We start from the raw sequence: 22,745 nt of genomic DNA on the forward strand, positions 1-22,745 counted from the left end.
TAAGTTTGAAGTGGCAAGTCATGTGTGCGAAGCGAATTCATCTTCCAGATTCAGAATCAGTTGCCATTAACGACGTCATCATCGGGCAGATCGAACGGAATTCGCGCGTCCTCGATCTCGGGTGTGGTGATGGCGTGTTGCTTGAGCGTCTTCGAGACGAGCATGGATGCAGTGTGCTTGGTGTCGAGCGAGATGACTCGGCATTTCTGCAGGCGATGGAGCGCGGCGTTCCGGTGTTGCAGTCAGACTTGAACCGTGGGTTGCATACGTTGCCCCCGCATAGTTTTGACTACGCTGTTCTGAGTCAGACCCTTCAGCAGATTGGCAAGCCGCTTGAACTGCTCCACGATATCTTTGAGATCGCGCGTCGAGCGGTTGTTGTCGTTCCAAACTTTGGGCACTGGCGTATTCGGTTGCAGGTTTCCTTGCAGGGGCGCGCTCCTGTGACAGACAACCTGCCGTATGAATGGTTCGAATCTCCGAACGTCCACTTTTTGTCGATGGTCGATTTTCGCGAGTTGGCCCAGCGAGGGAATTTTCGAATTGTCAAAGAGATCCCATTGATTGGAGCTCGACCAGTTCAGAATGCGATCTTCGCCAACCTTCGCGCTCATAGTGCTGTCTATGTTCTGGAGCAGGCCCAGAACGCGAGTTAGACCGGTTGGGACATTCCACATGGTCGCGTCGTCGCGTAGCAATGGAACAAGAAGACCGTTCCAGTCATCAAAGCGATTGGAACGGTCCAGAATTCATTGCATCTGGAAGTCGTCAACAGTTATTTCTTGTCGTTGACGGTGACATCAAGAACGTAGACCTTCGGTTGAACGCCCCCGCCAGTTGGAGTCAGAGATACTTCTGCTTTGCCGGCTGCGCTCCCTTTCAGAAGGACGAGGAGTTCAATCCCTCCCACTCTCCCTTCCTGATCAACAGCCAATACCGCCTCCTTTGTGACGATCGAGGCGACGATTCCCCCTTTGATGTCCACTTTGACGTTATTGATCATTCCCCCCGGATAACTTCCGCCGAGAGCTTTGACTGCGATGTAGTCACCTTTCGTGACTGAAATACTTTTCTTCCAGGAGTCAGATGGAGTTTCCTTTGAGTCCTTCAGTTCAATTCGGTGGAGTTTGGGAAGTGGCTCATCCGCCATCGCTGGGGCAACGAGGCAGGCAATCATTAATCCTGCAAGTAAAGAACGCAGCATCAGTCTTCTCCATTGTGTGGGTTCGGAAGATTGCATTCATGCACTGAACGGCACTTCCTTGCTGTGGTTTGATTGTTTCATAGGTGTGCAGTGGTGATAGAGGGCTTCCCGGAAAACGTGGTGCCCCACTTCGATTTCAGGGATATTCTGAATCTCAGGTCAGGATTGAACCGTCATCGAAGATTTCGAAGCTCGGTACTTCTTAGTTTGTGAGACTGTTTGTGACTCGATGAGGGTGAGAAGCGAAGCGTTGACCCCACGTACTCGCCAGGCAGCATCGCTGTATCCGTGGTGGCGATGGGGGATTGCCCCGTGCCTGACTGGGGGGCGTGTTTTGACGCAGAGGGGCAAGTTTTCTTGTTGCATTCCGTTCGGCTATCTGTAAATGTGTCCGAGGCGGGTAAGCAGGAGTGCACAATGGACGTGAATGATCTCACCGTAATCTACGAAAACATGTTGAAACTGCAGGAAAATCTCAGCGTCAGCAACGAGATCCTTGATCGGATGTTAGTGCGAGTTGAAGCAATTCTTCCAGATGTGACGGACCTTCGAAGTCACAATTTACCTGATCGGGTGAATGATTCGCGAGCGAACAATTAGCGTCAGTTTGTACTGACCAGTTGCTTGCATGGATTAAAATTGTTTCATAGATATAAATCATAAATCGGAGTCGAATACTTAGTGTTGAGAACAGAGTCGGGTTGACGCGTGACAGACCATGATCGGGCACTACCTCCAGATGCATCGGTAACTCGGTTGTCGAGGCTTATTAACCTCGTTGAGTTTCTTGAAGTGGGAGTGCACCGCAACGCAAATCAACTCGCCGAAGCGATGAATGTGAGTCGCCGCACTGTGTTTCGTGACATCCAGACGCTCCAGGATGCTGGGGTCCCAATACAGTTCGACGCAGCAAAAATGTGTTATTCTTTGCAGCGATCGGTGAACGTTCACGCCCGTCCACAGTTACCTGATCTGCTTCAGACTGCGATCTTTATTCGAAGCTCAGTGCAAACTGGCGCAGAGAACGTCGCAGCATATTTTGAATCAGAGGTGTTACATCGACTTACGAATAATACTCGTGATCTGATGGTTCATGCACTAGAGTGGATTATCCCACTTGAGAGTAATAATACTCCAGCTCCGCTGGATTATCTGAGAGCTCTGTTCAGTTGCTACGTGAAGAGAAAGAAGGCTCGACTGTCGTACACGAGGTCGTCAGGAGATGTTCAAGGGACGCTATTTGCTCCATCACAACTCTCGATTGCTTTTGACGGATTTGAGATCATTGGTTGGTCTTCGTTTCACCGTGCGAACATCGGAATGCACGTGAGTCGAATCGTTTCCGTGACGGAAGCAGAAGAAAATTTTGTTAAACCTGACCGCCGAATTGGAACCTGGTTGAGAGATTAGGTGTCCCAAGACTGTTTCGAGCTCACCGACATTTCGGTCGTGACCAGTCTCGCTGTTTGTTCAAGTTAGGTGCTTCATCTCATGGGTGAAGTATCCCTCAGTTTACAGCGGATCTTTTCGCTCTGATTCGGCGCATAAAAAAGGCGGCCCCGAACTGAGCTAAGTGCTCTATTCGGGGCCGCCAAAGCAGCTCTTGAGTGGTCAGGGGCGGGATTGAACCGCCGACACCAGGATTTTCAATCCTGTGCTCTACCAGCTGAGCTACCTGACCCACTTTCGTAAGACAAAAATTAAAAGCATTCGGTATGCTTTAATTCCGTCTTGCGGCAGGTATTCTTGCGACCGAAATGATCTCTGTCAACCGACTGTGCGTCAGGAGTCTAAAAAAGGATTCCGTCGCCATAATGTTCGATGAGGAATCAGAATACACCGTCGAGATCTTCTGGATGAGCAATCAGGCTTGTCTGCGATTCTCTGATAAATTGAAGGATCCATCATGATGGATGCATTGCTGGCCAGGCAACTTGCAGAGAAAACTGTCTCCGTTGATCAGCAGGGGGAATGGCCTGTCGTCCAACTGCAGGGGCTCGCAACTGCCGGAGTTCTGGGGTGGGTCATTCCCAGGCAATACGGTGGGAGTGAGATTTCACATCTTGAGCTGCTACAGGGATATGATGACCTGGCAGCGGCGTGTCTGACGACGGCGTTTATCCTCACGCAGCGAAATGGAGCCTGTCAGCGCATTGCAGCTTGTCAGAATGATGAGCTGAAACAGATGTTGTTGCCTGACCTCGCATCGGGGCGAACATTTGCCACAGTGGGAATTTCGCACCTGACGACGTCTCGACAGCATATCAAGACCCCGGCGATTCAAGCTGAGATCGAGGGAGACGAGATCGTCTTGAACGGGACGATTCCCTGGGTAACGGGGGCGGCGTTCGCGCAGACGATTGTGACTGGGGGAACGTGTGGAGATGGGCGGCAGGTTCTTGTTGCACTGCCAACGCATTTGCAAGGAGTCGAAGTTCAAGCGCCTTCACGACTGATGGCGATGTCGGCATCTCACACGGCAACTGTTGTCGTGAATCAGGTGCGTTTGCCGTTAGCTTATCTCATCGCCGGTCCGGTTGAATCAGTGATGACTCACGGTTCAGGTGGCGGAACGGGATCTTTGACGACATCGGTGCTCGCACTGGGGTTGTCACGACGAATCGAAGTGTATCTGCGAGATCAGGCCCGTTTGCGGTTGGATTTAAGTGTGGTTGTGGAGAGATTGTCGATCGAGTTGGCTCATTTGTCCGGGGATCTTTATGCAGTGGCTCTGACCAATCAGTCAGAAGCTCCACCCAGTTTCGCGGCTGACATCCGGCAACGTGCGAATTCGCTCGTGATGCGAATCACACAAGCTGCTTTGGGAGTCAGCAAGGGGGCAGGGTTTGTGCAGGGTCATCCTGTTGAACTCGCAGCGCGTGAAGCGATGTTCTTTCAGGTCTGGTCGTGCCCTCAGCCTGTCGTGCTCGGAGTTTTGGAGGAACTCTCCTTTCGTCGAGACTTCACGTGATGCTGGTTTGTCCCGACGATGTCGTGGAGAAGTCGAGCTACGTTGAGGGGCGTGTGCTGATGACTCGGTGAAAGTGCAGTTCGACTTCCTGATTGATCACTCGGCGCAACCCCTCGGAGAGGCATCGCGGCTCGTTATCTGATTCCCCAATGCGGATCACTTCTTCAAGTGAGGTCCCCGGCGGAACAGTGAACGTTGACTGCTGAATGATCTGGTTTCCCGCATCAAGTTCCGGCACGATGAAGTGCGCCGTTGCGCCAAACGTCAGCATTCGATGGCTGTACGCATCGTGGTAAGGGCGGAACCCTGGAAATGACGGGAGCAGACCGTGGTGCAGATTAATAATGCGTCCACCTGCAAATTCCCAACAGGCTCGGGGAGGAAGCACGCGCATGTATCTCGCAAGCACGATGTAGTCGACCGCGTAAGTGTCGAACAACTCCACGAGTCGGTGGTCATCCGGGTTCCCTTGTGCATCTCCAATATTGTGGAAGTCGACGCCAAACTGTTCGGCAATTCCCCGACATGCGTCTCGATTTCCGATGATGACAGGGACAACGGCATTCAGGCGTCGATCGCGGATGTCTCGCAGGATTGCCAGTGCAGGTTCCGGGCGATAAGTGACGCACAACGCGATTCGAGGTTGATGGGATTTTTCGTTCCGCGCCCAGACGCGAATCGTCAAACCTTTGGAGTTGCCGATCTCTTTCATTCGCTCGCGGAGTGTCGAAATCGGTTCAACTTCATCCGGCCATTCGATACGCAGCAACATCGCGAACAACTGCTCGGAGTCGCGATCATACATCTGGATCTCGTGGATGTTGGCTCCAGATTGCGTGACGTAGTGCACGATCGGATCAGCGAGTCCTCGATGGTCTGGACCAACAGCAGTAATGATGACTTGCATGATGTGTGATGCTCAAACAGCGAAGGACGTCGTCTTGATCTCACCGTGAATGGGCAATGAAATTCCGGTGGATCGTGTTTCGCAAGATTATGGTCGTTTCCGGGACAGAGGGCAATTTGTGATTTCAACCGCTGAGTCAGAATTGGCATTCGTGCGAATTGGACGGCATCAGGATTGGAGAAACAGGTTCAGACGGTCATTGATTGAGGAGGATGCCCCGTCTGGTTTGTTCCGATTCAGGCTTGTTCGCAGGGGAATGAATTCGTGTGTGTTATTGATTTTCTGTGATTGGATTCCTCCTGAAATTAAAACAGCCACAGAGGGGATGCCTCTGTGGCTGGTGGATCACGTTGAGATCAGCGTGAACTCGACTCAATTGTCAGGGCGAAGGCCCGGCATGCTTAGTGCAGGAACTCAGATGCTTCTTCCATGAAGGACTCAGGCAGTGTTCGCATGACGCCAGTTGCTTCAGCGAGCGGGACGGAGATCACATCGAGACCGCGGAGAGCGACCATCTTGCCGAAGTCTTTCTCCAGAATCAGGCGACCAGCTTTGATCCCCAGGCGTGTGCCGAGAACGCGGTCGTAAGCACTTGGAGATCCACCGCGCTGCAGGTGTCCGAGGACAACGTCGCGTGTTTCGATGCCAGTTTCTTTTTCAATGAACTTGGCAACGCGTGTTCCGATGCCGCCCAGAGAGACGTGTCCGAAGTCGTCGACTTTGGCGTCTTTGGTGATGTAGTCATCGCCTTCGAGCTGAGCCCCTTCAGAGACCATGACGATGCCGTATTTCTTTCCGGCAGCGCGACGGGCCTTGAGGACTTCACAGACCTTTCGCAGGTCGGTTTTCTTCTCTGGAATCAGAATCGCATCTGCGGCACAGGCGACGCCTGAGTAAGCAGTGATCCAGCCAGCGTGACGACCCATCACTTCGACAACCATCACGCGACGGTGTGACAGAGCGGTGGTGCGGAGGCGGTCAACAGCTTCGGTCACGATGTTCAGACAGGTGTCGAACCCGAAGGTGTAATCGGTTGCACTCAGGTCGTTGTCGATTGTCTTCGGGCAGCCAATTGTTGGCAGCTTGTAATCGCGGTACAGCTTGCTGGCGACGCCCAGGGTGTCGTCTCCACCGATGGCGACGAGTGCGTCCAGCTTCAGTGCTGAGAACTGCTCGACGATCTTCTTGACGAGGTTTTCGTCTTTGTATGGGTTCGTTCGTGATGAACCGAGAATTGTTCCGCCGAGTGGGAGGATCTCATCGGTTTCGTTTGGATTGAGAACGACATAGTTCCCTTCAATGGCTCCGCGCCAGCCTTCCTGCAGGCCGAGGACTTCTCCCCCAGCGTTGGCGACAGTGCGGACGAGCCCACGGATCACAGCGTTCAATCCCGGGCAATCTCCTCCTCCGGTCAAACAGGCAACTCTCATCTTTACAACTCCTCAACTTGGAATATGACAGTCCGTGCTGTTGAAACCGTTTCCGATAGACGACCACCGTAGCCGATACCGGAAAATGGAAACCAGGCGAGCGGGCAAGGGACGCACGTTTCGCGCAGTTCAGCACATCGATTCGAAACTAAAGCACTTTACTAATCTGTATTTTTGTCTTCGCAGGCCACTGGCACATCGTCGTGAGCTCTCTTGAACTCACATTGCCTGGATATCAGCGTGCAAAATACTCTTGAGAACGGAAAATCGTAGAATTGCTGGCACGGACGTTCAAGGTCGGTTCGTACAGATCGTCGATGAACTCGCTAATCAAGGGGCGAATTCCGGCATCTGTTGCTTGAACTTGGCCGGAGAAATGCCAATTGCTCAAACGATTTTGATGCGTTTGCCCCAGTATCGTCTACTTTGAAGGCATAACGTCCTCGACAGAAAAGATTCTGACGCTTGATTTCAAGGCGAAGTCTCTTCTGTCGAGTCGTGTTTTCATCCAGCACGCTTACCAGGTGCGTTCAACAAACTTCGTGTCGCCGGTGGCTGTGACGAAGGTGTTGTGATCGAGGATTTTTTTGGCGATCGAGACCGTCGTGACGATCCCTGGGCCTTCGACGACCAATTCGTTCAGTGCTCGTTTCATGCAGGCGATCGCTTCTTCGCGAGTCGCCTTGTGCACGATCAGCTTGCCGATCATTGAGTCGTAGTGAGGGCTGATTTTGTAACCTTCATAGATGTGCGAATCCCATCGCACACCGAGCCCACCTGGGATGCGAAGTTTTGTGATCGTTCCCGGGCATCCACGGAAGCCCTGTTCCGGGTCTTCTGCGTTGATTCGGACTTCGATCGAGCATCCGTTGCAAGGAACCTGTTTCTGTTTCAGAAGAAGCGGTTCGCCTGCCGCGACGCGGATCTGTTCTTTAATGAGGTCGAAGCCGGTGACCATTTCTGTCACGGGGTGTTCGACCTGAATTCGTGCGTTCACTTCGATGAAGTAGAAATTGTTGTTCTGGTCAACGATGAATTCGCAGGTACCGGCGTTGTAATAGCCAGCGGTTTTCACGAGACGAACGGCAGCCTTGCAGATGTCCTCGCGAACACTCAGTGGCAGGTTTGCTGCAGGAGATTCTTCGATCAGCTTCTGGTGTTTACGCTGCATTGTGCAGTCGCGTTCCCAAAGGTGCAGGACATTGCCGTGCTGATCCGCGATGATCTGAACTTCAACGTGACGTGGCTTCTCGATGAGCTTCTCGATGTACACGCCAGCGTTCTTGAACGCCTTCTCTGCTTCAGCAGAGGCGGCTGAGAGTTCGGTCCGCAAGTTGATTTCGTTGAAGGCAGGGCGAATCCCTTTGCCACCACCACCGGCGGTTGCTTTGATCAGCACGGGATAGCCGATTTCGTTGGCAACACGAACGGCTTCTTCTTCGCTTTCGATCAATCCGGCACTTCCCGGGACGCAAGGGACTTTCGCTTCTGTGGCAATCCGACGTGCGGCGACTTTATCTCCCAGCTTGTGCATCGCTTCGTGGGGAGGGCCGATGAACTCGATCTTGGAGTCCCGGCACATCTCGGCAAAGTCGGCGTTTTCAGCGAGAAACCCGTAGCCAGGGTGAATTGCCTGAACATTTCCCAGCTCGGCCGCAGCAATAATGTGCTCGGCCTTGAGGTAGCTGTCAGTTGAGGATGCAGGGCCAATGCAATAGGCCTCGTCTGCCAAACTCAGATAGTGAGCTCCGCGGTCGGCTTCGCTGTAAACGGCGACCGTTTCGATGCCCATTTCTTTGCAGGCGCGGATCACCCGCAAAGCAATTTCACCACGGTTGGCAATCAGAATCCGTTGAAACATGGTCGACGTCGTTCCCAGTCAGGGATGGTCAAGGCGACGAGCCAGGCGCGATGGCTCACAGCTGCAAGACGGTGGAGGCATTTTAAATCGCTGTTCGCCTGTTTTTGAATTCAACAGGGCGGAACGATTTTCAACAGGTGATACAAATCTCTTCTCTGGCTTGCGTGGGCGAGACGCGAAGCGTTCCTGAATTCTGCAACCAGATGATCTCGGACCTGCAAGTGACATCGGCCTGCGTCAATTGCGAATTCGGCTCCATCTGTGAAGCGGCGCATGAGTCCTCACTTGGAAGAAGGACTCATGCGATTGAGCATCTGCACTATGGCTTTACCAGAAACATTGGCTGGCCGAATTCAACGGAATCCCCGTCGTTCAGCAGCACTTTTGCAATTGTCCCAGAGACCTTGGCTGGAATCTTGTTGAACAGTTTCATTGCTTCCACGATGCAGACCACTGTGTCGGCGGAGACTGTATCGCCAACCTTGATGAAGGCTGGTTCACTTGGAGATGGAGACTGGTAGAACGTTCCAACAGTTGGGCTCTTGATTGGAATCAGCCCTTCGTCGGCGCTGGCGGCGGCCGCTGCTGGTGGAGCAGTGGCGCCTGCAGCTGCAGTCGGGGCAGGAGCTGCCGGAGCTGGAATGTAAGAAACAGGGGCAGCGGCAACGGTTTGAGCTCCCCGGCGCAAAACGTAGTACGCATCGCCGCGTTGCTGCTTGAATTCTCTGATGTCATATTTTTCCATCAGTTCCAGCAACTCACGCAGTCCGTCGACATCAAATTGTTCGGACCCTTTGGACTCCCGAGCCATGCTTATTCCCCAGCCTGATCTGCTACTTCAAAGCGAATGTTTATTCTCGCGACTCTTTTCGCGAAGTCGATCCCCGGTGATTTCCGTGGTCGATGACTCTCTCAATTTCATCCGTGCAGTGATCTCAAAAGCATTTCGCAATTGTTCTGCAATTCCTCTTTCCGATCCATGACCGTCCGACTGGCTGATCGATGGAGCTATGGAATTGAATCAGCAGGCAACTGTGACTGATGCCCAATCCTTCGGCACTGATGACAATACTTCATAACCATTTTTCGTAATCAGGACGTCGTCCTCAATCCGAACTCCGCCCCAGTCAGGAAGATAGATCCCCGGCTCAACTGTGACAACCATCCCCGGTTTCAGAATGGTGTCTGATGCCGAGGAGAGTCGTGGTATTTCATGAACGTCGAGGCCGATCCCGTGACCTAATCCGTGTCCGAAGTGTTTTCCGTATCCAGCTTTGCGGATGATTTCCCGGGCAACTGCATCAACATCTCCGCAGCGAACGCCGGGGCCGAGTGCCGAGATCGCTTCCATCTGTGCAGCGAGAACCGTTTTATAAACCTTCTCGAATGTCTTGTCTGCTTTGCCCGTCAGGAGTGTTCGGGTCAGGTCAGAGACATAGCCTGATCGCGTACGTGCTCCCCAGTCCAGCAGCAAAATGGGCGACTCGGAAAGGCGAATGTTTCCCGGGCGATAATGCGGCAGGGCAGCCCGATCTCCGACGGCGACAATTGCAGGAAAGCTGCAACCTGTTGCCCCAAACCCTCGCATCGCATGTTCAAGTTCGGCAGCTAGTTCCCGTTCCGTTCGTGACGGAGTCAGGATGGACTTGAAGACTTCAAAGCCTCGTTCCGCGAGGCGGACCGCCTCACGAATCTCTGTGATCTCGTCTTTATCTTTGATCGCCCGAAGTTGTTCGATTTCCCAGTTAATGGCGTGCCATTGCTGAGGGGCTTGCAGTGTTTTAAGAGTTTCTGCGGTTTCGACTGTCAGGATATGTCCTTCGAATCCGCATGTCTCGATGCCAAGACGCTGGCACTCACTCGCAAGAATCTCAGTCAGTTTTTGAGTCGATGAGCGAATGCAGCTCTGAAGACCGGGGCATTCTTCCTGAATCTGCGTTTCGAAGCGGGAGTCACTAAGAATGACTTCACTGTAGTCGGAGATCAGCAACCAGGTGCTGTCACCGGTAAAGCCCGTGAGCCAGGAGACATTTTTCTCCGCCACGATCAGCATCGCATCGAGTTTTTTGGATTTCAGCGATTTACGCAACAACTGGCGCCGACGCAGAAATCCGTTGCTGGTCGAAGACATGGAAGTCGTTGTCCGAGGACTCGATTTATAAATGATGATGCTGAAGGCACGCCCGGAGGGATTTGAACCCCCGACCGACGGATTAGAAATCCGTTGCTCTATCCTACTGAGCTACGGGCGCAACTCTTAGTGATTACGGTGTTTAGCTACTGGCTGCTGGTCTGGCGGTATGCCTGAACAGTTCCAGCCCGATGCCTGCACCGGTAGTCACAAACCCCCAAAGGGCACGGGATTCTAGTCGGAAAACTCGCAGCATGACAACCGCGAGCCCGAAGTTCGGTTCTGGACAACTTCAATTCTGCTGGCTCGATGTCACTTTGGAAGTGGCAAATCGGAGTGCCAGCAGGTTTCGGCTGAACCGGCCAGGGAGTCGAGGAAGGCTTCAGCTCCCCTGAGGACCAAAGCTTGGTAAGGCATTAGGCTGGTGAGCGGTGGAAGTGAATGTGCTTCCATTTGCCGTCAATCTTCTGCCAGACTCGGGTTTCGTCGGCGGTCACAGTGATTGGAGCGCCGTTGGCGTCGAGTTTCTGAACCAGTCGTGCGTAGCAGACCAGCCCGATGTCTCCGAAGACACGGATATTTGGAGATGCAGCGGATGACAGTTTTGGTGTCGTTCCGCCTGGCAGATCAAAATAGAACTTGTGGAATGGCAGTCCGGCGATCAGGTGGCCGTTGGCTTCTGGCTCGAAGCAGGTGATCTGTTCGTGACACAGTTCGGCGTAGGCCTTCCAGTTGCCGGCATCAATTGCCTTCAGCAGTTTCAGGGAGACGTCGAGGAGTTCTGCTTCTGGAGACTTGTCAGCGTCTGATGTCTTGGCCATCGTTCTTCGTTACCGTTGAGAGATTGAATACCCGGAAAGAGAACAAATTGTCTTCCGGTTAAGAAAGTGAAGCGCCTGCATAGGTGTCACAATTCAATTGAAATTTGTCAAATGCAGCAGGCTCAACTCACAGAAATTTCTTCAGACTCTCTCGTTCGGAAAAGGTCGATCGATGGTTCAGAATCGTGTTAAGGCTGCTCTCCGGGCTGGACTGCCTCAAATTGGAACATGGCTGTCTCTGGGAGATCTGTTTGCAACCCGGTTTCTTGCAAGAACGGGATTTCATTACCTCACCGTCGATCTGGAGCACTCTCCGATCGACTGGAGTCAGGCGGCGGCGTTGTTTTCCGTGATTGCCGATGCCGGGTGCACTCCGTTGGCCCGTGTTCCGGAGGGGCGACATGATCACATTAAACGTGTGCTCGATGCCGGAGCTCATGGGGTCATTTGCCCGATGATTAATACTGTTGAGCATGCGAAGGCGTGCATTGCTGCCGCGAAATATCCTCCGCAAGGAACGCGATCAGTTGGTGGAGCGTTGCATGCTCTAAACTTCGACGCGACGGCTCAGGAGTATTTCCGAAAAGCCAACGACGAGGTGATCGTCATCTTGCAGACAGAGTCTCCAGAAGGGGTGGCAAACGCTGAAGAGATTTACAGCCTACCCGGCGTTGATGCGATTTTTGTGGGGCCCAATGATTTGCGTGCTCAAATGCGATCTCCGGATGGAAGTGATCCCACGACAGAGGAGTTCGAATCGATGCTCGGTCGGGTTTTGGACACTGGCCGTCGCTGTGGCGTCCCCGTTGGAATTCATATGCAAACCAGCGTCGAAGCCGCGACACGAATCGAGCAGGGCTGGCAGTTCATGGCAATTGGAAGCGAACTGTCCATGATGGTGACTCAGGCTCAGCAGGTGATTAACGATTTAGGAATGCAGCAGCCGGGGAAAGATCTGGTTCGCTATTAGACCGTATCGGTCTAGCCTGTGGCCGCGCAGCAGCCTTCTCAATAGGAGAAACATTGAATCCCGCGTGCCAGAGACGCTGCATGATTTCTGGAAATGTTCTCATCCCCGGTTTGCGCTTTGATTGGTTCTTAACTGAAAAGAAGAACGCTGTGGCAGGATGTGGTCCCGTCACAGCGTTCGCTTTTAAATTTGGCGAGTAACGCCTGAATGCAGCGGCTTAGTATTCCCCGAGGACCTCTCCGTCTGCCATGTAAGAGAGGTTTCTTCGGGTGGTTGTGTCAATGTTCTCAGAGAGGAAGCGAACGGAACCATCGGCCAGCAGAACGTGAATTCCTCCGGTGTGGAGGCTGCCTGGTCGCGACCAGGTTCCCAACCGGCCAATAATCGGGTCGTTTGTTAACCATGTCCAATTGTTAATTACGTGGCCAGAGAGGTCGATGCCAGGCATTACCCAGCCGCGGTATCCCCATGCTGGTGGACGTCCGTTAATGACGTTGAGGGTCGTTTCGGCCATGGCGACTGTGTTGCTGGTGCCGTCGGTGATGTCCCCGATGCGGCACCGGCTGTTCCCACCGAACATGCGACGGGTGGTACTTGCAGAGCCCGCCCAGTTCTCGCAGCCTCCGTTGATCCAAGGGAACGTAACGAAGTCATAGCAAGTTTTTGCTCCACCTGTGCCAGTGTTGGTCGCACTGATTCCGTAGTTTCCTGTTGCATCAGCAAGGACCGGACTGCCTGGATCGGAAGGGCAGAGGAACGCCTGAATCACAGTTTTGACCACGGCAGCGTTGCCACTTGCAACAGGATCCAGACCTGATGAGTCGGCAGAACCTGTAACGGAATTCCAGGTTGATGCAGGGCCACTGAAATTGTACTTGTTGTAGAGGGCGGTCTGCTCAATATACGGGAGGAGCATCGTTATCCCGTTAGTGTTGAGTATCGGGCTTGTGGGGGCAGGAGTGGCAGGATAGCAACGACCGACACTGGACGGTGGAAACGTATTCACGGTGTCATGGTAGTTGTGCAGTGCCAATCCGAGTTGTTTCAGGTTGTTTTTGCACTGAGATCGTCTGGCGGCTTCGCGTGCCTGCTGGACTGCCGGGAGCAGCAACGCGATCAGGATGGCAATGATCGCGATCACGACCAGTAACTCGATCAGTGTAAAGGCGTTCTGTCGACGGTTTCTACTTCTGCGGTGCGCGGGGGATGTGAGTCCCAATGGTGAGACGGCTGACCTCATGAACGACTGACTCCTGGTGGAACGACAGTAAAACAGCGGGAAAACAAACTCTTTCGAGATGAAAAAGATCGATGGCGAAGTGAAATTGGCAGGGCGATAGATAAGATAATGCTGATCATACGAACTGTATTTTGCGAAGTCATGTTGCTGTGCGATTAATAGTTTGCAATTCAGGAGAACATAAAAGCTGTGCTCACTGCTTGTTCTTCTTTGCTGGAGAGTGGTCGATAAAGCACTTCCAGAAATCATCAAGCTGTCGTGTGGGGATCGAACTTCGTCCAGTTGAGAAGGCTGTCGTGGGAGCCGCTTAATAAACCGGAGTGAGACCGAACCGGTCTGAGACGTGGAAAAAAAGAAAGGCCCGGCGAACACTGGTGTTCGCCGGGCCTTGATGTCTTTACTGGGGCAATTAAGAAGGTTGGGGACTGTATGCCTTGTTCGGACGTTTAGTATTCCCCAATGACCTGTCCGTCTGCCATGTAGGCCAGTCTCTGGCGGGTGGTGGTGTCAACGTTCTGGGAGAGGAAGCGGACGGACCCGTCAGCCAGCAGGATGTGAATCCCGCCGGTATGCAGGCTTCCTGGACGTGCCCATGATCCCAGTCGACCAATGATGGGTTCGATTGGAATATTACTGGCTGGCGTAAAGTTCCAGTTGTTGATCGCCTGTCCAGCGAGATCGATTCCTGGCATGACCCAGCCACGGTATCCCCATGCTGAAGTTTTACCGTTGAAGATATTGAGGGTTGATTCGGCCATAGCGACGGTGTTGCTGCTTCCGTCGGTAATGTCACCAATACGGCAGCGACTATTCTCACCGAACATACGGCGAGTGGTGCTTGCTGCTGTCGCCCAGTTTTCGCAGCTACCACCTGATGGTTTGGTGTACCATGGGGAAGCGGAGAAATCGTAGCAAGTCTTTGCTCCGCCTGTGCCGGTGTTGGATGCGCTGATTCCATATTGTCCGGTTGTCTCAGCGAGATGCGGGGCGCCAGGGTCGGAAGGGCAGAGGAACGCTTGAATCACCGTTTTTACCACGGCTGCATTGCCGCTGGTGACCGGATCGAGTCCTGATGAGTCGACTGAGCCTGCGGCTGAGTTGTATGTCGATGCAGGGCCGCTGAAGTTGTACTTGTTGTAGAGTGCTGTCTGTTCAATATACGGGAGGAGCATTGTGATCCCGCTGGTATTGAGAATTGGGCTCGTCGGAGGAGGAGTGTCAGGATAGCAACGCCCAACACTTGAAGGCGGGAATGTGTTTACGGTGTCGTGGTAGTTGTGCAGAGCCAACCCCAGTTGTTTGAGGTTGTTTTTACATTGTGATCGGCGAGCAGCTTCTCGCGCCTGTTGCACAGCAGGCAGCAGCAGAGCGATCAGGATGGCAATGATCGCAATGACAACCAGCAGCTCGATTAGGGTGAACGCAGTTTTTCGACGATCTTTGCGTTTTTGCAGGGGCGTGGGGGATGCGAGCCCCAGTGGTGAGACGGTTGATCTCATGAGTGACTGACTCCAGACGGAACGCTATTAAAACAAGGAAGGACAAACTCTTTTGAGTGGAAAAGGCGAGGTCGATGGGGCAAGGTATCTGCAGGATCGTATGTATAAGATCTTACTGATCATACGGGCCAGTAGCGTGAAGTCACGTTGGCCTGTGAGTAATAATTTGCAATACGTGAGAACATAAAAGCTACAGATGTCAGATTTCTCGGGCTGATGTTGAGTCGCTATCTGGGAGTAAAAATCAAAAGCCCGGCGAAACAAAAGTGTTCGCCGGGCCTTGAGATGATTGCGGATTGAGCTGCGAACCTGCTTAAGGCGTTCTCCGGCCGTGAGCAGGCTTTCGATGGCGAGCAGAGGGGGTTACCTCTTCTTCAGCTCGAAGGGGAAGTCTCCCCCTTCGGTTGGGACTGTTGCGCTCAGTACAGAGTCAGTCATGCTGCTGTACCGAGGGGGAAGAGATTCAACGGCGCCGGCGTCTGCTGGTGGCGTATCCGGGGGGAGGTTCAGCGGTTTTCCGTCAGGACCGACAAGGGCGCTGACGACGACGCTGTAAGTTCCCGGAGGGGCGCCATCTCCCCCGCGCAGTTGCTTGAGTGTGTATCGCCCCTCTGCGTCAGTGGTACCAGTACACTCGATTCCGGCAGTTCCGGATTTCGGTACAAACACAACGGTGGCTCCAGCAAGTGGCTTCCCGTCCAGCTTGATTGTTCCAGTGACAGGAACCGTATTGGGGAGGCTTGCTTTCTCTGTTCCACCTCCACAACCGAGAAATGTCATGGCGATAGCACAAAGTGTTGCATGCAGTGGGAAGTGGAATCTCATGTTTGAAGTCGTGATCCGGAGTGTAGGGGACGGGCAATGGTGAAAGTGAGGCCAGCACTTTCACAATACAATGCTGGCCTCTTTAATAAAAGCTGCTGAAGAGGCGCATGGCTCGATTGTCGATTGCTCAGAGCGCTTAGAATTCCCCGAGAACCTGACCGTCTGCCATGTAGGAGAGGTTTCTTCGGGTGGTGGTGTCCACGTTCTCTGAGAGGAAGCGAACGGACCCGTCTGCCAGTAGGATGTGCATCCCACCGGTATGCAGGCTTCCAGGGCGCCCCCAACTGCCGAGTCGGCCGATAATTGTCGGAACAGATGGGTAGGTCCAGTTGTTGATCGTGTTGGCAGCAAGGTCGACCCCGGACATCACCCAGCCGCGATATCCCCAAGCGTTTCCTTTTCCGTTGTAGACTTCCAATGTGGTTTCTGCGACAGCCACGGTGTTACTTGTCCCGTCGATGATGTCGCCGATACGGCACCGGCTATTCTCCCCGAACATACGGCGTGTCGTGGTAGCGGATGTTAGCCAGTTTTCGGCACAAACGCCGGTAGACAGTCCCGCGTTGACGAAATCATAAGTCGTTCGTGCTCCGCCAGTGCCAGTGTTAGTCGCACTGATCCCGTAGTGGTTCGTTGCTCCTTGGAACTGCGATCCTGGATCAGATGGGCATAGGAATGCCTGAAGAAGCGTTTTCACGACGGCAGCGTTGCCGGTTGTGACTGGATCTGGACCAGGTGAAGCATCAACTGCATTTGCAGTTGAGTCCCAAGTCGTTCCTGGAGCTCCGAAGTTGTACTTGTTGTAGAGCGCTGATTGCTCAATGTAGGGAAGAAGTAATGTCCAACCGTTGGTGTTGAGCAAAGTGCTTGCTGTGAGTTGTGACTTGCACCGCCCTAGGGCTGATGGTGGGAACGTGTTCACGGTGTCATGGTAGTTGTGCAGTGCCAACCCGAGTTGCTTCATGTTGTTTTTGCATTGTGATCGTCGGGCAGCTTCTCGAGCCTGTTGTACAGCAGGGAGCAGCAGAGCGATCAGGATGGCAATGATTGCGATCACGACCAGCAACTCGATCAGGGTGAACCCCTTTCGCTGGCGAATGACTCGCAGGTGACGCGGTACCGGCACATTGGATGTGGGCATGGAGATTCCTTCGAAGCAGAAAGACCGAATAGGAAAAAAGAACTTCGCAGACAGACGTGAGCTGGAACGTGATATCTCGATGAAATGAGTTAGATGAGACATCAAAGAGATTTGATCATAAACAGGTCGAACCCGAAGTGCACTGAAAATTTGGATGAAAGAATTTGAAATGCTGGTGTAGATAAAAGTTAACCTAAGGTTTTCCCTGGACACGCATGTGAAGGTTGGAGATATGCTGATTTCTGTATCAGTGCTCTCTTGGCATTAAGAGTGGAATTCGTTGTCCATTCTGCCCATTCGATCGGCAATGTTGCTTGTTTGAACGGATCGGATTCAATCTGCCTGGGTTGAATTCTTTGAGAGTTGAGCACCTCGTGTTATTCAATCGTAATGCAAGTTGCGGTCGTCTGGAGTGACTTGTTCACGTGTGCATGCGAGTGCGGCAACTCGGTCTCTGCAATTCAGGCTCGTCCCGATTGACCTCAAGTGGCTACGCATCAGAACAGTGAGCGGCTAGACCGGTTCGGTCTATCATGTGGCCGCGCAGCAGCCTTCTCCATAGGTCAATAGCTGAATTCCGCGTGCCGGAAACGCTGCATGATTTCTGGAAATGCTCTAGGGAGTCTGAACTGCTGGAAGTTGTGAATTTCTATTGAGATTGGATTGAGGATGCATCCCCAGTGGAAATTGTGGATACTGATGACGCCTCTTCCTGTGGAGGCTTTCGTTCGCGAGACCTGATCCGAAGCGATTTTCATCATGCCCCAACCTGTATTGCCACCGGAACTCGAACTTAGCGATTCGCCGACAGCTGCAGATGTCTCGCGAATCCTCTCGTTTCTGACGGATCAGGGGACGTTTCAGTTTCCGACATTGTCATCCGGGTTGTTTTCAGCCGCCGCTGCAGAGAACCCTGATTTTCGCTTGACCGGATATCAGTATGTCTGGACCCGGGATAACTGCCATGTGGCGCATGCCCTCTGGGCGACAGGGGATCGCGAGTCCGGCGTGCGAGCCGTTAAAGCCCTGCTGCAGTTTTACGGAAAGTCCCGCCAGAAGTTTTTGGACATTATTGAAGGGCGTATGCTGCCCACCGATCCGATGCAGCGCCCGCATATCCGTTTCGATGGTGAGTCGCTCACTGAAATCGATGTCCGTTGGGCTCATGCACAGAATGACGCGCTCGGGTACACCGTCTGGCTTTCCTGCAAGTTGATGCGCGCCGGAAATCTGACCGTGACGCACGAACGGGTCGATCTGTTGAGGACCTTTGTGCAATACTTTCAGGCGATTCGATTCTGGGACGATGAAGATAACGGCCATTGGGAAGAAGCGAGAAAGATCGAGTCCAGTAGCATCGGGCCTGTCGTTGCGGGGCTGGTCGAGTTTCGGGCGTTGCTCGCAGAGCAGCAGATTGAGTTTATTGATGCGGTCTTGCTAGACGATCTGATCGAGCAGGGACGCAGGACGCTATTGGAGATTCTCCCTGCAGAATGCATTCAGCCTGACCTGTCGAAGAATCGGCGATACGATGCGGCGTTGCTCTTTCTGATTTATCCGCTGGCTGTCGTCGATGACGAGATGGCGGCTCAGATTCTTGCTGACGTTGATAAGCACCTGACTGGCCCGATCGGAATTCGGCGCTATATCGGAGATTCCTACTGGTGTGCGAATTACCGCCAGTTGCTGAGTCCAGAGGTCAGAACGACCGATTTTAGCGATGACATGGAGAGTCGGGACCGATTGCTTCAGCCTGGACAGGAGGCCCAGTGGTGTCTGTTTGACCCGATTGTTTCGACGATCTGGGGCGAACGCTATCGCGTTTCACGCTCTCAAGGTGACCTGCAGAAACAGATTCATCATTTACGTCGCTCACTGGCTCATCTCACGGCGGAAGGCCCACGAACTCCGGCATTCCGATTTCCTGAGTCGTACTTCCTTGAAAACGAAGAATGGGTTCCCAACGATATTTGCCCATTGCTGTGGACGCAGGCGAATGTTCTGCTCGCGTTGAAGTCGATGAGTGATTCGCTGTCATGAACTCCTCGCGGATTACGAGGTTGAGATCGCTTGCAGTGATGTTGCTGTGTTAATGTGGTTCGGTCTGAGCAGTTGCGCATCCCTGTTTGATGATCACTTTCGTGAATCTTCTCGATTCGGATGACTCGTTGAAACCGCGCGTTCAGTCTCTTCGGTATTGGGGGAAGATATTGAGTGTTCGGGGTAGAATTGGCGCGTACCGTCACCTGTCATCTCACATTTGACGTCGGGGCAAGTTCCAGTTCGTATTGTGTGTTTCAGGATCTTGAACGTAATGAAATTTTGTCTCTCCTGTTTGCTGCCGGTTTGTTTTCTGGCGTTGATTCTCGTGGTGAACAGCGCGTCTGCTGGCGCACCGGAGCAGGGCTATCATCATTTGCTGGAGAGTGTGTATCTCACAGCAGATTTTGAAGAAGACGACATCCAGAATGTCTGGAAGGTCTGGCCTGAACCATTGAGAACGCAGGCAGAAAATGCGTCGCCACTGGAACGGCGCAAGATGACGTTTGAGCGTTACGGCCTGACCCCACGTCCTGGTGAAGATTTCTCCAGCGCGAACTTCAAGCCGCTGCAATATGTTGTCAGCGAGTCAGGGACATGGACGATGAACTGCTTCTCCTGTCATGGAGGGCAGATTATGGGAAATGTGATTCCGGGGCTTCCCAATAATCGATACGCATTACAGACGCTCAGTGAAGAAATGCGTCAGTTCAAGTTGGAGCATGCTCCTCAGAAGTCGCTGACCAGAATGGAAAAGGCGGTTTCGCTGGTTCCGCTGGGGTCAACTCGCGGAACGACCAACGCCGTGATGTTCGGGGTTGGATTACTTTCCATGCGAGATGCTGACCTCAATGTGAAAATTCCGTTGTTTCCACCGAGAATGGTTCATCACGATATGGATGCTCCGGCATGGTGGCTTTTCAAGAAGAAGACGCATCTGTACGTGGAAGCCTATGCCGAGAAGAATCATCGCAGTCTGATGCAGTTCATGCTGATTCGCAGTAATGGGCCAGAGAAGTTTCGTGAATGGGAGGATGACTTCAAAGAAGTTTATGCCTACCTCGAATCGATCGAAGCGCCTCGATATCCATTCCCGATTGATGCCGATCTTGCTAAACGCGGTGAGGTTCTGTTTCAAAATCACTGTGCAGAGTGTCACGGGACGTATGGGCCGGAATCCAGTTTTCCTAATCGAGTCGTTTCGATGAAGGAGTTAAAGACTGATCCTGTTCGTTTCGGTGCGATTCTCTCAAGCGACCGGACAATGTACGGAAAGTCGTGGTTCGCGGAGTACGGCAAGCACAACACGATTGGGGAACGGGATGGCTATCTGGCTCCGCCGCTGGATGGCGTGTGGGCATCCGGGCCCTATTTCCACAATGGATCGGTCCCAACTCTCTGGGATGTCTTGAATCCATCCGAGCGTCCGCAGGTGTGGCAGCGTACTTCGACCGACGGCTTTGATCGGGAGAAAGTCGGCATTCCCGTTGAGAGAATGAATCGTGTTCCGGCAGAAATCCAGGACCCGCGAGAGCGTCGTGAGTTCTTTGACACGACTCAGTTTGGCAAGTCTGCATCAGGACATGACTTCCCTGATGCATTGTCAGAAAAGGAGAAGCGTGCTGTTCTGGAGTATCTGAAGTCGCTGTAAGCTGGGATTGCTCGACGTATTTCACTAGAGATCGAGCGGCCAGGTCTGCAGTCGGGTCGATGCGCTATGCTTTTTGGATTTGACTCGGCAGCGTTTGGCCATCGGCAACGTGAGTAGAACGTCGCCAGTTCGCCTTCCATGCCGGGACTGATTCAGCAGAGACAGGGGATTCATCTTCGCCTCGGAAGATGACGAATCCTGCTTGTGGAGCCGGTTTGGACATCTCTTCGAGGTCTGGATCTCGGGTGGCTTTAATGGCGTCTGACAGCGACATCCGCAATTCCTTGAGGAAGAGCAGTCCTGTTCCGGCAGTCAGTATTGCCAACACGCCTGTGTAGATCATCAGGAACTGTGCGACGCCGACGATTCCGGAGTTGAAGAACTGACCAGACAACCCCAACGGAACTCCGAGACCCAATGCGAGGCAGGCTCCCTGCAGCAGGCAAAGACGGAGATAAAGTTGAGGTGTCAGCATGTGTGGTCACTTCTCAGGACGGATGTGCAGACTGGTGTGCAGATTCAGTGAAATGCTGTTTCTGCCCATGTGAGCGACAAACCGGGCTCGCTCTGGGCAAACCTACCACCCAGTGGAATGCCGTGCGGCATTTATTCACAGACCGATGGGCATTTTCGCAGGCCAGTTCCTCTGGTCGTTCCGACAGTAGCGACCAGACTGGCAGAAAGTCCAAAAGTCGCGAAGATAGAGGGCAGGGCGTTTTATCGCCTGTTGAGAGAGGCTGCTGCGCGGCCACACGATCGTCCGACCCGGTCTCAAATGCTTTGGCTGATTTCTCTTTGAACGAAGCGTTCTCGAAAGAGAATCACCTGTCTGAACTGAATTGCTACTACTTTGACTGCTCAATTGACGACCGATGTTCAACTGGCTGCCGAACTTCTTCGGGCCGGGAAGCTCGTGGCATTTGCGACTGAAACCGTCTATGGATTGGGTGGGAACGCGCTTGACCCAAGTGCCGTAGCGAAGATTTTTCAAGCCAAACAGCGTCCGACATTCGACCCCTTGATCGTGCATCTTGCTTCGGCGAATGATCTCTCTCAGGTTTCCAGAGATGTTCCTGACGTTGCGTACCGGCTGATTGACCGGTTCTGGCCGGGCCCGTTAACTCTGGTTCTCCCCAAGCAGGCCTGCGTTCCTGATTTGGTGACCTCTGGATTGCCTTCCGTGGCGGTACGTGTCCCTCGTCATCCTCTGGCTCAGGAACTCATTCGTCTGGCGGGCGTCCCGATAGCGGCTCCCAGTGCGAATCCTTTTGGACGAATCAGCCCGACAACGGCTCAGCATGTTCTCGATCTGCTCGGAGAAGACATCGATGCGGTACTGGATGGAGGGCCGTGTCAGGTCGGCGTCGAATCCACGGTGTTGCAATGTCTGCCTGACAATACGGTGCGCCTTTTGCGGCCGGGCGGATTGACACTGGAGGAGATCGAAGCGGCGATTGGCCCGATTGCCGGAAGGGCAACGACCGTGTTGGATCAACATGCTCCTCAGGCTTCACCCGGCTTGCTCGCGCAGCACTATGCTCCGCGAACTCCGTTGATGATTGTGAATCGCTGGGAAGACGTTCCGGCGGGGAAAGAGGTCGGAGTCTTGAGTCTGGGGCCCATGCCAACTGCTTCTCAATATGGAGTGGCCGAGACCCTGTCTGCGACCGGCGAACTGACTGAAGCGACGGCCAATTTCTTTTCAGCTCTCCGTCGTCTGGATGCAAGCGGCGTTCAATTGATTCTTGCTCAGCGGTTTCCTGACGTCGGTTTGGGACGTGCATTGAACGATCGATTGCAGCGCGCCAGCAGCAGGTAGGCAGGCGGTCCGGATACGGGTTGCAGCCTTCATGATTCTGTTCGCAATGGAAGCTGTCGCATCTTGCGTATACGTGAACCTGCAGTCGTGTTTCGAGCGAATGGCATAACAGCATTGTAATGTTGGCGTAATGCTAATTCAGAAATCCCTGATTCCGGTCTCGGCAGGGTACAATGTCACGTCTATTATGAGATTGCCAGCGGCACGTTCGAATTGTTTTCAGCGTTTGATGTCC

The 22,745-nt window shown here is 53.2% G+C and carries 20 protein-coding genes and 2 tRNA genes; 8 read left to right on the forward strand and 14 right to left on the reverse strand.

Annotation, left to right across the window (positions count from 1 at the left end):
• The first annotated feature begins 20 nt into the window (after nt 1–20).
• Nucleotides 21–656: a methionine biosynthesis protein MetW gene (gene metW / locus SH527x_RS18430; RefSeq protein WP_437192152.1), complete on the forward strand. Its 636-nt coding sequence runs from the start codon at nt 21–23 to the stop codon at nt 654–656.
• A 119-nt stretch (nt 657–775) separates the two neighbouring features.
• Here metW and SH527x_RS18435 read toward each other — a convergent pair whose 3' ends face one another.
• Entirely contained in the window at nt 776–1,204 is a 429-nt protein-coding gene (locus SH527x_RS18435) for a hypothetical protein (RefSeq protein ID WP_437192153.1), read from the reverse strand.
• Nucleotides 1,205–1,621: 417 nt separating this feature from the next.
• Here SH527x_RS18435 and SH527x_RS18440 point away from each other — a divergent pair, with 417 nt between their 5' ends.
• Complete coding sequence (locus SH527x_RS18440; RefSeq protein ID WP_437192154.1) at nt 1,622–1,804, forward strand: hypothetical protein; 183 nt, start codon at nt 1,622–1,624, stop codon at nt 1,802–1,804.
• A gap of 108 nt (nt 1,805–1,912) precedes the next feature.
• Nucleotides 1,913–2,614, forward strand: coding sequence for a helix-turn-helix transcriptional regulator (locus SH527x_RS18445; RefSeq protein ID WP_437192155.1), 702 nt, complete (start codon nt 1,913–1,915; stop codon nt 2,612–2,614).
• Between the two features lie 198 nt (nt 2,615–2,812).
• Here SH527x_RS18445 and SH527x_RS18450 read toward each other — a convergent pair.
• Nucleotides 2,813–2,885, reverse strand: a tRNA-Phe gene (locus SH527x_RS18450).
• 225 nt (nt 2,886–3,110) lie between these two features.
• Between SH527x_RS18450 and SH527x_RS18455 the strand changes: the two genes are divergently transcribed.
• Nucleotides 3,111–4,175, forward strand: coding sequence for an acyl-CoA dehydrogenase family protein (locus SH527x_RS18455; protein ID WP_437192156.1), 1,065 nt, complete (start codon nt 3,111–3,113; stop codon nt 4,173–4,175).
• A 37-nt stretch (nt 4,176–4,212) separates the two neighbouring features.
• Here the strand turns inward: SH527x_RS18455 and SH527x_RS18460 are convergent, their stop codons facing one another.
• From SH527x_RS18460 to SH527x_RS18490, 7 genes are all read right to left on the reverse strand, one after another.
• Nucleotides 4,213–5,082 carry a formyltetrahydrofolate deformylase gene (locus SH527x_RS18460; protein ID WP_437192157.1) on the reverse strand — a complete coding sequence of 290 codons (870 nt, stop codon included), beginning with the start codon at nt 5,080–5,082 and terminating at the stop codon, nt 4,213–4,215.
• Between the two features lie 401 nt (nt 5,083–5,483).
• Nucleotides 5,484–6,512 (reverse strand): 6-phosphofructokinase, encoded by a 1,029-nt coding sequence (locus SH527x_RS18465; RefSeq protein WP_437192158.1) that lies wholly within the window; start codon nt 6,510–6,512, stop codon nt 5,484–5,486.
• A gap of 517 nt (nt 6,513–7,029) precedes the next feature.
• Nucleotides 7,030–8,373: an acetyl-CoA carboxylase biotin carboxylase subunit gene (gene accC / locus SH527x_RS18470; protein WP_437192159.1), complete on the reverse strand. Its 1,344-nt coding sequence runs from the start codon at nt 8,371–8,373 to the stop codon at nt 7,030–7,032.
• Nucleotides 8,374–8,692: 319 nt separating this feature from the next.
• Nucleotides 8,693–9,184, reverse strand: a complete 492-nt coding sequence (gene accB / locus SH527x_RS18475) for an acetyl-CoA carboxylase biotin carboxyl carrier protein (protein ID WP_437192160.1) — start codon at nt 9,182–9,184, stop codon at nt 8,693–8,695.
• 210 nt (nt 9,185–9,394) lie between these two features.
• The gene (locus SH527x_RS18480) at nt 9,395–10,504 is read right to left on the reverse strand and encodes a M24 family metallopeptidase (protein ID WP_437192161.1); all 1,110 of its coding nucleotides are present in this window, start codon (nt 10,502–10,504) and stop codon (nt 9,395–9,397) included.
• A 47-nt stretch (nt 10,505–10,551) separates the two neighbouring features.
• Nucleotides 10,552–10,625 (reverse strand) — tRNA-Arg (locus SH527x_RS18485).
• Nucleotides 10,626–10,920: 295 nt separating this feature from the next.
• Nucleotides 10,921–11,325: a DUF4440 domain-containing protein gene (locus tag SH527x_RS18490; RefSeq protein WP_437192162.1), complete on the reverse strand. Its 405-nt coding sequence runs from the start codon at nt 11,323–11,325 to the stop codon at nt 10,921–10,923.
• A gap of 172 nt (nt 11,326–11,497) precedes the next feature.
• Between SH527x_RS18490 and SH527x_RS18495 the strand changes: the two genes are divergently transcribed.
• A complete protein-coding gene (locus SH527x_RS18495; RefSeq protein ID WP_437192163.1) occupies nt 11,498–12,295 on the forward strand; it encodes an HpcH/HpaI aldolase family protein in 798 nt (265 codons plus the stop codon).
• Nucleotides 12,296–12,512: 217 nt separating this feature from the next.
• Here the strand turns inward: SH527x_RS18495 and SH527x_RS18500 are convergent, their stop codons facing one another.
• The 4 genes from SH527x_RS18500 to SH527x_RS18515 all read right to left on the reverse strand — a co-directional run bounded on the left by SH527x_RS18500 (nt 12,513) and on the right by SH527x_RS18515 (nt 17,000).
• Entirely contained in the window at nt 12,513–13,535 is a 1,023-nt protein-coding gene (locus SH527x_RS18500) for a DUF1559 domain-containing protein (protein ID WP_437192164.1), read from the reverse strand.
• Nucleotides 13,536–13,981: 446 nt separating this feature from the next.
• Entirely contained in the window at nt 13,982–15,034 is a 1,053-nt protein-coding gene (locus SH527x_RS18505) for a DUF1559 domain-containing protein (RefSeq protein ID WP_437192165.1), read from the reverse strand.
• A 363-nt stretch (nt 15,035–15,397) separates the two neighbouring features.
• A complete protein-coding gene (locus tag SH527x_RS18510; protein WP_437192166.1) occupies nt 15,398–15,859 on the reverse strand; it encodes a carboxypeptidase-like regulatory domain-containing protein in 462 nt (153 codons plus the stop codon).
• 136 nt (nt 15,860–15,995) lie between these two features.
• Nucleotides 15,996–17,000, reverse strand: coding sequence for a DUF1559 domain-containing protein (locus SH527x_RS18515; protein ID WP_437192167.1), 1,005 nt, complete (start codon nt 16,998–17,000; stop codon nt 15,996–15,998).
• Nucleotides 17,001–17,759: 759 nt separating this feature from the next.
• Here SH527x_RS18515 and SH527x_RS18520 point away from each other — a divergent pair.
• Nucleotides 17,760–19,040 (forward strand): glycoside hydrolase family 15 protein, encoded by a 1,281-nt coding sequence (locus tag SH527x_RS18520; RefSeq protein WP_437192168.1) that lies wholly within the window; start codon nt 17,760–17,762, stop codon nt 19,038–19,040.
• A gap of 274 nt (nt 19,041–19,314) precedes the next feature.
• Nucleotides 19,315–20,691, forward strand: a complete 1,377-nt coding sequence (locus tag SH527x_RS18525) for a hypothetical protein (protein ID WP_437192169.1) — start codon at nt 19,315–19,317, stop codon at nt 20,689–20,691.
• A gap of 64 nt (nt 20,692–20,755) precedes the next feature.
• On the opposite strand, the gene SH527x_RS18530 is transcribed toward SH527x_RS18525, so the two are convergent.
• The gene (locus SH527x_RS18530) at nt 20,756–21,166 is read right to left on the reverse strand and encodes a hypothetical protein (RefSeq protein WP_437192170.1); all 411 of its coding nucleotides are present in this window, start codon (nt 21,164–21,166) and stop codon (nt 20,756–20,758) included.
• 375 nt (nt 21,167–21,541) lie between these two features.
• On the opposite strand from SH527x_RS18530, the gene SH527x_RS18535 reads away from it, so the two are divergent.
• A complete protein-coding gene (locus SH527x_RS18535; protein ID WP_437192171.1) occupies nt 21,542–22,510 on the forward strand; it encodes an L-threonylcarbamoyladenylate synthase in 969 nt (322 codons plus the stop codon).
• The last annotated feature ends 235 nt before the right edge of the window (nt 22,511–22,745 follow it).

Source organism: Planctomicrobium limosum (genome assembly GCF_051465645.1).
GTDB lineage: Bacteria > Planctomycetota > Planctomycetia > Planctomycetales > Planctomycetaceae > Planctomicrobium.